Annotated in this window: 2 protein-coding genes; both read left to right on the top strand. The window is 51.0% G+C overall.

Going from position 1 to position 10,020, the window contains the following annotated elements; translation table 11 throughout:
* Positions 1 to 1,036, top strand: a 1,036-nt coding sequence (locus tag GK047_RS29070; RefSeq protein WP_240344366.1) for a condensation domain-containing protein, incomplete at its 5' end; no start/stop codon positions are given.
* Positions 1,037 to 1,148: 112 nt separating this feature from the next.
* Positions 1,149 to 10,020: non-ribosomal peptide synthetase (locus GK047_RS29065; protein WP_163954248.1), on the top strand; the 8,872-nt coding region annotated here is incomplete at its 3' end.

Here is a 10,020-nt window from a genome sequence, read left to right as displayed (position 1 = left end):
CATCCGCGCGTTTGAACTGGCGAAGCCGCCGCTGCTGCGAGTGGGGTTGATCGAGCTGGCGAAGGATCGTCATATCCTGATGTTCGATATGCACCACATCATCTCGGACGGCGTTTCAATGAATATTCTGGTAGAGGAATTTGTCCGCTTGTACGGCGGAGAGGAACTGATACCGCTAACGATTCAGTACAAGGATTACGCGGCTTGGCAGCAATCCGAAGCGCACAGCGAGCGGCTGAAGCAGCAGGAAGCGTACTGGCTGCAAGAATTGCAGGGAGAATTGCCGCAGTTGGAGCTGCCGACTTACTTCTCAAGACCACCTATCCGCAGCTATGAGGGAGATGTGTTGCACTTTGTCATTGACAAACAGAGAAGCGAGGGGCTGCAACAAATCGCCGAAAATACCGGGTCAACGTTGTACATGGTGCTGTTGGCAGCTTATACGATCTTGCTTCATAAGTACTCGGGTCAAGAAGATATTATCGTAGGCACGCCGATTGCGGGAAGAACGCATGCGGATTTGGAACCGCTCATTGGTATGTTCGTGGGTACACTCGCGATTCGTAATTATCCGGCGAAGGACAAGACGTTCTTCACTTACCTGGAGGAAGTCAAAGAAACGACCTTAGGAGCTTATGAGAATCAGGATTATCCGTTCGAGGAGCTAGTGGAAAAGGTGCAGGTAACACGGGAATTGGGCCGCAATCCGTTGTTTGACGTCATGTTTGTTTTGCAAAACACAGAAGATCAGACAGCGCACCTCGGTGAATTAACCGTAGAAACGTACCGGCAAAATCATACGATCGCCAAATTTGATTTGACCTTTGGAATTAGGTTCGAGGATGGCCAGACGTGCGGATACTTTGAATACTGCACAAAACTGTTTACGAAGAGTATGGTTGACAACTTTGTGGAAGGTTTACTCGCTATTATTTCCCAAATTTGTGAGCAGCCACATCGTCGGTTGGCAGATATCACTTTGAATCCTATCAGGAATGAGGAAGCCTCGGTAGAAGAAATTGACTTTGCTTTTTAAAATCAGCTGTTGGAAATGTGTGCGGTTGCGTGGTCAATCGCACACACCTTCATGAGAAAAATAAGGGTTCAAACATGTAGCATTTTAGGCTGAGAAGGGGGAAAAGACTAGGGTGACATTTGAGAGAGAATCCGTTTTTTGGAGCGAGAAATTTGATGGTGAAGATACACCTACGATACTGCCTTACAGTAAAGCCCCAGGCAGCTCTGCCGTCATTGCTCAAACACTTTCCAGTAAGTTGTCTGCCGATGTATCTGAGCGAATCATTCAGATGTCCGGAGGCTCTCATCTGGCTGCATACATGATCTTGTTAACCGGAGTCCAATGTTTACTGTACAAATATACGAATGAAGAACACATTTTAGTGGGCATGCCAGCCGTCAGAAATCCGAATCGTTCCTGGCTGCCTATAGACGATATAGTTGTTTTCAAGGATAAGGTGCGTACCGACAGCACGTTTAAATCTTTGTTGAATGCATTGAAACACTCCCTTGCTGAAGTGCTCAACCATCAAAGCATACCGTTTCGAAAGATGACAGAACGTTTGCATCTGCGGGATGAAAACGGAATTCCCGTTGTCAACACGCTCGTTTCCTTGAAAGAACTGCATAGTGTTGATGTGAATAAAAGTGTGATTGCAGATATTATATTTAAGTTTGAATTGGAGCACGACTCGATTCAATTGAATCTGATGTATAACGAAAATCTGTACAGCAAAGATTTTATTACTCAAACAGTAGCTCACTTAAATCATTTGTTTGCCATTGTTTTATACAACCCTGAACTTGAAATAGGAAGCGTAGAGCTATTATCCGAGCAGGAAAAGCATCAGTTGCTTCATGTATTCAATGACACGGCAGCGGATTATCCGCGTAATCAGACGATTCATCAGCTGTTTGAGGAGCAGGCGGAGCGAAACGCAGAGGCGCTAGCGGTTGTGTATGAGGACAAACAATGGACGTACCGGGAATTGAACGAGCGGGCGAACCGCTTGGCGCGAACCTTGCAAGCAAGAGGCGTACAGGCGGAACAGTTGGTGGGCATCCTGGCGGAGCGCTCGCTTGACATGGTTGTTGGCATCCTGGCGATTCTGAAAGCTGGCGGAGCCTACGTGCCGATTGACCCCGAGTATCCCGAGGATCGCATCCGCTACATGTTGGAAGATTCGGGAGCGCAGGTACTGCTGCTTCAGGCGCATTTACAGGAGAAAGTTGCTTTCGAGGGTGCGTTTGTGCTGCTGGATGACGAGCAATCCTACCACAAGACCAGCTCGAATCTGACGCCGATCAATCAATCGACAGATGTGGCCTATGTCATCTACACGTCGGGCACAACAGGTAAGCCGAAGGGAACCTTGATCGAACATAAGAACGTGGTGCGGTTATTGTTCAACAGCAAAAACCTGTTCGATTTCGAAGCGTCGGATACATGGACGTTGTTCCACTCGTTCTGCTTTGATTTCTCGGTATGGGAAATGTACGGGGCACTGCTGTATGGAGGCAAATTGGTGGTGGTGCCGTCATTAACGGCGAAAAATCCGGCCCAATTCTTGCGTCTGCTGAGCGAACAACAAGTGACGATTTTGAACCAGACGCCGACTTCCTTCTATCAGCTGCTGCGCGAAGCATTGGCAGCGAGCGGAGCCGAGCTGCGCATACGCAAAGTGATCTTTGGCGGAGAGGCGTTAAGTCCGCAATTATTGAAAGACTGGAGGGCGAAATACCCGAATACCCAGTTAATCAATATGTATGGGATTACCGAAACGACGGTACATGTGACGTATAAGGAAATCACCGAGGTAGAGATCGAGCAAGCGAAAAGCAACATCGGGTATCCGATTCCGACGCTAAGGGTGTACGTGCTGGATGCGAATCGGAAGAACGTGCCTATGGGTGTGGCGGGTGAGATGTATGTGGCTGGGGACGGACTGGCGCGCGGTTACTTGCACCGTCCGGACCTGACGGCAGAGAAGTTCGTGGACAATCCGTTTGAGCCGGGCGAGAGGATGTACCGGACAGGAGACTTGGCGAGATGGCTGCCGGACGGCAACATCGAGTACTTGGGCCGGATCGATCATCAGGTGAAAATACGGGGTTATCGGATTGAGCTGGGCGAAGTGGAAGCGCAGTTGCAGAAGGTGGAGTCCGTTCAGGAGGCTCTTGTCATTGCGCGAGCAGATGATGACGGAGAGAAGCAGTTGTGCGCGTACTTCGTAGCGGATCGACCGCTGACGGTAAGCGAGCTGAGAGGGACGCTGTCGCAAGGCATGCCGTCGTACATGATCCCGTCGTACTTCGTGCAGCTCGTGCAGATGCCGCTTACGTCAAACGGGAAGGTTGACCGAAAGGCGCTCCCGGCGCCGGAAAGCAGCGTGAATACGGGAGCAACGTATACAGCGCCACGCACACCGCTGGAAGTGAAGCTGGTGCGCATCTGGCAGGAAGTGCTCGGGCTGGAGAAGGTCGGGGTAAAGGACAACTTCTTCGATCTTGGCGGACACTCCTTGCGTGCAACGACGTTGGTCAGCAAGGTGCATCAGGAGTTGAACGTTGACCTATCGCTGAGAGATGTATTTCGCTTCTCTAAGATTGAAGAACTGGCTCAATTGATTAGCGGGATGGAACAGCAGGCGTATAGCGAGATTCCTCTGGCCGAAGAAAGCGACTGCTATCAGGTATCCTCCGCGCAAAAACGATTGTATATCCTGCATCAACTCGAAGGAGCGGAACAAAGCTACAACATGCCAGGTGTGATGATGCTCGAAGGCGATCTTAATCGAGCGCGATTCGAGGAAGCGTTCCAGTCGCTGATTGCTCGTCACGAGACATTGCGCACAGGCTTTGAGATGGTGAACGGCGAACCGGTACAGCAGATACAGCGGGAAGTGAGCTTTGCGGTGGCCTATATGCAGGCTAGCGCCCAAGAAGCAGGAGAAGTTGTGCGCCGATTTGTTCAAGCGTTCAATTTGGCGAAGCCGCCGCTTTTGCGCGTAGGTCTGATCGAGCTAACGAAGGAACGCCATATTCTAATGCTGGACATGCATCACATTATTTCCGATGGCGTTTCGATGGGGATTTTGGTAGAGGAATTTGTTCGCTTCTACAGTGGCGAAGAATTACCGCCCTTACGTATTCAGTACAAGGATTACGCAGCTTGGCAGTTATCCGAAGTACAGAAGAATCAGATGCAACAACAGGAAGCATACTGGCTGGATAAGTTTAGCGGGGAACTGCCTGTACTGGAAATGCCGACGGATGATGTTCGTCCTGCTGTGCAAAGCTACGATGGAAATACGCTTCAATTCTTTATTGAACCGCAGATGAGCGAGGGTTTGAACCGAATCGCGACAGAAACGGGATCAACGTTGTATATGGTATTGCTTGCGGCTTATACGATCCTGCTTCATAAATATACGGGTCAGGAAGACGTCATCGTGGGCACGCCGATTGCGGGAAGAACCCATGGGGATCTGCAGCCGCTTATCGGGATGTTCGTGGGTACGCTTGCCATCCGCAATTATCCGGCGAATGAGAAAACGTTCTTGTCTTATTTGAAAGAAGTCAAAGAAACAACGCTGGGGGCCTATGAACACCAGAACTATCCATTTGAGGAACTGGTGGAGAAATTGCAGGTGGTCAGAGACTTGAGCCGCAATCCGCTCTTTGATACGATGCTTACTCTGCAAAACACGGAGAGCAAGGAGCTTCGCCTTGAAGGGCTTGAGTTGAAACCATACCCTACCGAACAGAAAGTGGCGAAATTTGATCTGAGTCTGGATGTCACAGAAGGGCACGACGGATTGGTATGCAGTCTTGAGTATGCCACTGCCTTGTACCAACGGCAAACGGTTGAACGGATAGCGAAACATTTTCAGCAATTGCTCACTGCCATTGTGGATGCTCCAGAGGCTGCGATTGCGACGTTTGACATGTTGACTGTAGAAGAGAAGGAACAAATTCAGTTCGCGTTCAACGCTACGGAAACTGAATATCCGCGCGAGAAGATGATTCATCAGTTGTTTGAAGAGCAAGTGGAACGCACGCCAGAGGCAACGGCGATCGTGTTTGGGGACAAGCTGTTAACCTATCGGGAACTGAACGAACGGGCGAATCGGTTGGCGCGTACATTGCGGGCACAAGGCGTGAAGCCTGATCAGTTGGTGGGTATAATGACTGAACGTTCTGTTGAAATGATCGTGGGCATTATAGCGATCCTGAAATCGGGAGGAGCCTACGTACCTGTTGATTCGGATTATCCAACGGAACGCATTCGCTACATGCTGGAGGATTCGGGGGCGCAAGTGCTGTTGGCTCAGCGTCATCTGCAGGAGCGAGTGACTTTTGCTGGCGAGTGGGTTGCTTTGGACGATGAGGAGTCCTATAGCGAAGACGGTTCGAATCTGGCGTTGATCAATAAGCCGACACATTTGATGTATGTGATCTATACATCGGGAACGACAGGCAACCCTAAGGGTGTGATGGTCTCCCACCAAAATGTATGGGGCTATGTCAACAGTTTCATTGAGAAATTCGGCATTAATTTCAAGGATCGAATTTTACACCAAGCGTCCATTTCATTTGATACCTCGGTAGAAGAGTTGTATCCAGCTCTCCTGACAGGGGCGAGCATCGTGGTTGTAAGCAAGGAAGAGGTTATGGATGTTCGAACCTTGTCGCAAGAAATAAAAGATAAGAAAGTGACCGTTATTTCTTGTTCTCCTCTATTGTTAAACGAGTTAAATCACAGCTTAGGAGTCGGGCATCGCGTAAGACTGTTTATTTCCGGTGGCGATGTGCTTAGAAGAGGGCATTATGCCAATCTGCATGCAGCAGAAGTGTACAACACTTATGGACCGACAGAAGGAACCGTTTGCGCTACGTACTACCGATGCAAGCATGATGAAGCATCTGTTGTGCCTATTGGCAAACCTGTGGCGAATAAACGCGTGTACATCGTGAACGCGAATCGTCAAATGCAGCCGGTTGGCGTACCAGGTGAAATTTGCATTGCAGGAGCAGGTACGGTGCAAGGGTACTTGAACCGCCCCGAATTAACCGCAGAGAAGTTCGTGGATAATCCCTTCGAGCCGGGCGAGCGGATGTATCGGACTGGAGATTTGGCCAGATGGCTGCCAGACGGCAATATTGAATATTTGGGACGGATCGACCAGCAGGTGAACATTCGCGGTTATCGAATCGAGCTTGGCGAGGTGGAAGCCCAGGTCTTGAAAATCGCATCCGTAAAGGAAGCTGTCGTGATCGCAAGGGAAGACGAAGCCTCCCAAAAATCGTTGTGCGCGTACTTTGTCGCGGACAGCGAGCTTACGGTAGGCGAGCTGAGGGATACGTTGTCGCAAGAGCTGCCAGGGTACATGATCCCGTCGTATTTTATGCAGATCGCACAGATGCCCCTCACGTCGAACGGGAAGCTTGATCGCAAGGCGTTGCCTGCTCCGGAAGGAAGCGCTTCGACAGGAGGAGAATATGTGGCTCCGCGAAATGAGACGGAGAGGACACTTGCAACTGTGTGGCAGGCGGTACTCGGTTCAGAGCGCATTGGCGTGATGGACCACTTCTTCGAGCTGGGCGGCGATTCGATCAAATCGATTCAGGTATCTTCCAGATTGCATCAAGCTGGTTACAAGCTGGAAATCCGCGATTTGTTCAAATATCCGACCATCGCGCAGCTGGTCTCGCACGTTCAGCCTGTTGCAAGAATAGCTGATCAGGGTGAAGTGACTGGAGAGGTGACGCTGACACCGATTCTGAAATGGTTCTTCGAGCAGCCGCTTGCCGATCCGCATCATTTCAATCAATCGGTTATGCTGCATCGGAAGGAAGGGTTCGACGAAACGGCGATACATAAGGTGATGCGGAAGGTAACGGAGCATCACGATGCGCTGCGGATGGTGTTCCGCATGGCGGACAACGGCGGCTATATCGGATGGAACCGAGGAATCGCCGAAGGCCAGCTTTATAGCCTTGAAGTGGTGGATTTCAGGGGAGAAGCGAAGCTCGAACAGGCCATCGAAGCGAAAGTAAACGAGATTCAGAGCCGTATGAATCTGGAGACGGGTCCGCTAGTGAATGCTGGGCTGTTCCAGTGTGCGGACGGGGATCATCTGCTGATCGTTATACATCACAGCGTGATCGACGGCGTGTCGTGGCGGATTTTGCTGGAAGATATCGCAAGCGGATATGAACAAGCCGTGCAGGGCGAAGAGATTCGCCTGCCAGCGAAGACGGATGCGTACCGTATATGGTCTGAGCAGCTTGCGGCATATGCGCAAAGTACGGCGATAGCGGACGAACGGGCGTACTGGGAGCGCATCGGGCAAATCGATACGAAATCGCTGCCTAAGGATCTGGAAACGGAATACTCCTTGCAGCAGGATAGCGAATCGATTGTCATTCAGTGGAGCAGTAAGGAAACGGAGCAGCTGCTCAAGCAGGTGCACCGGGCGTATAACACGGAGATGAACGACATTTTGCTAGCGGCGTTAGGGATGGCTGTACAGAAGTGGAGCGGACATGATCGCGTGTTGGTCAATCTGGAAGGACATGGACGCGAGTCCATTCTAACGGACATCGACATCACGCGCACGGTGGGATGGTTTACGAGCCAGTATCCAGTAATGCTTGAGATGGAGCCAGACAGAAACTTGTCCTATCAGATCAAGAAGGTGAAGGAAGAATTGCGTCAAGTTCCGAACAAGGGAATCGGGTATGGCATAAGCCGATACTTGTCGGAACATACGGATGAGGCCGTATGGAGCGCAGCCCCAGAGATTAGCTTCAATTACCTGGGGCAGTTCGATCAAGATTTGCAAAACAATGAGCTTGGGATATCGTCATATTCCAGCGGTTCGGATGCTAGCAGCAGGCAGTTGCGTCAATACGCGCTGGACATCAACGGGATGATTACGGAAGGCTCGTTGTCCATGGATCTGAGCTACAGCAAGAGAGAATATCGCAGGGAAACGATCGAGAAGTTGGCCGGATGGCTGCAAGAGAGTATTCAGGCAATCATCAGGCATTGTGCAGCGAAAGAGCGGTCAGAACTGACGCCGAGCGACGTCCTACTCAAGGGACTGAGTCTGGAGGAACTGGATCGAATCGCAGAACGAACGCGTCACATCGGGGAAGTTGAAAACATCTACATGTTGACGCCGATGCAAAAGGGCATGTGGTTCCATAGCGCGATGGACGGCCATGCGGGAGCCTATTTCGAGCAAACGCGGTTCACTTTGCAAGGAATGCTCGATGTGGAACAGTTCGCCAATAGTTGGCGTGCATTAGCAGCACGCCATGCTGTACTGCGGACGAATTTCTACAGGGATTCGAGCGGGGAACCTATGCAAATTGTGTACCGGGACAAGCGGATTGGATTCGCATATGAAGATTTGCGCGATATGCAGGAAAACGAGCGGGAAGCTTCCGTGGAGCACTTAGTGAAAGCAGACAAGGCAAGGGGATTTGATCTGGAGCAGGATGAACTGATGCGTGTAACGGTGGTGCACATCGAGGAAGAAAGCTACCTAGTTCTTTGGAGTTCTCACCATATTTTGATGGACGGTTGGTGCATGCCGCAGCTTACCCAGGAATTGTTGGAAATGTATGCTGCATACGTGCGGGGCGATCATCTTGAACAGACAGCGGCGCCGTCTTACAGTCAATATATCCAGTGGATGGAGAAGCAGGACGGTAAAGCAGCGTCCATGTATTGGAACAAGTACTTGGCCGGATACGAAGGACAGATCGCACTGCCGCAAGGAAAGGCGCAAGGGCAAGGTGAGGATAAACCGTACGTGCGGGAACATGTCGTCTGCGATTTGGGCAAACCTCTTAGCGGACGAATGAGCCGGTTGGCGAAGCAGCACCAGGTGACGCTCAATACGCTGATGCAAGCGGCATGGGGCGTTCTGTTGCAGAAGTATAACGGAACGGGCGATGCGGTGTTCGGGGGCGTCGTGTCGGGTAGACCGGCCGAAATTCCGGGGATTGAAGAAATGGTCGGGTTATTTATTAACACGATCCCGATTCGCGTCACCTGCAATCCGGAGGCGAGCTTTGCCGAAGTGATGGGCAAATTGCAGCAACAGGCGCTAGATTCCGGCAGTTACGATTACTATCCGTTGTATGAAATTCAGGCGCAAAGCGCACAAAAGCAAAACCTGATCAACCACATTATGGTGTTCGAGAACTACCCTGTGGAAGAGCAGATGGAGCGCTCTGGCGGCCAGGATGGTAGCAGCAATTTGGTGATTACGGATGTCCAAGTGGCGGAACAAACCAATTATGACTTCAATTTGATCGTAATGCCTGGAGAAGAGATCGTCATCCGCTTCGATTACAATGCACAGGTGTTTGATCGGACGAGCATAGAACGGGTGAAGGGTCATTTAGTGAACGTACTGGAGCAAATCGTGGCGAACTCGCAAGTTGCTGTGGGCGAATTGGAACTGACGACAGCTGCAGAGAAAGATGAGATTATGCATGCGTTCAATGACACGGCCGCGGATTATCCGCGTAATCAGACGATTCATCAGCTGTTTGAGGAGCAGGCGGAGCGAAATGCAGAGGCGCTAGCGGTTGTGTATGAGGACAAACAATGGACGTACCGGGAATTGAACGAGCGGGCGAACGGTTTGGCGCGAACCTTGCGAGCAAGGGGCGTACAGGCGGAACAACTGGTGGGCATCCTGGCAGAGCGCTCGCTTGACATGGTTGTTGGCATCCTGGCGATTCTGAAAGCTGGCGGAGCCTACGTGCCGATTGACCCCGAGTATCCCGAGGATCGCATCCGCTACATGTTGGAAGATTCGGGAGCGCAGGTACTGCTGCTTCAGGCGCATTTGCAGGAGAAAGTTGCTTTCGAGGGTGCGTTTGTGCTGCTGGATGACGAGCAATCCTACCACAAGACCAGCTCGAATCTGACGCCGATCAATCAATCGACAGATGTGGCCTATGTCATCTACACGTCGG

The organism is Paenibacillus sp. SYP-B3998, assembly GCF_010820665.1.
Lineage (GTDB): Bacteria > Bacillota > Bacilli > Paenibacillales > NBRC-103111 > Paenibacillus_E.
The sequence above is the reverse complement of the archived record's forward strand: the minus strand, read 5'-3'. Positions and strand labels throughout refer to the sequence as shown.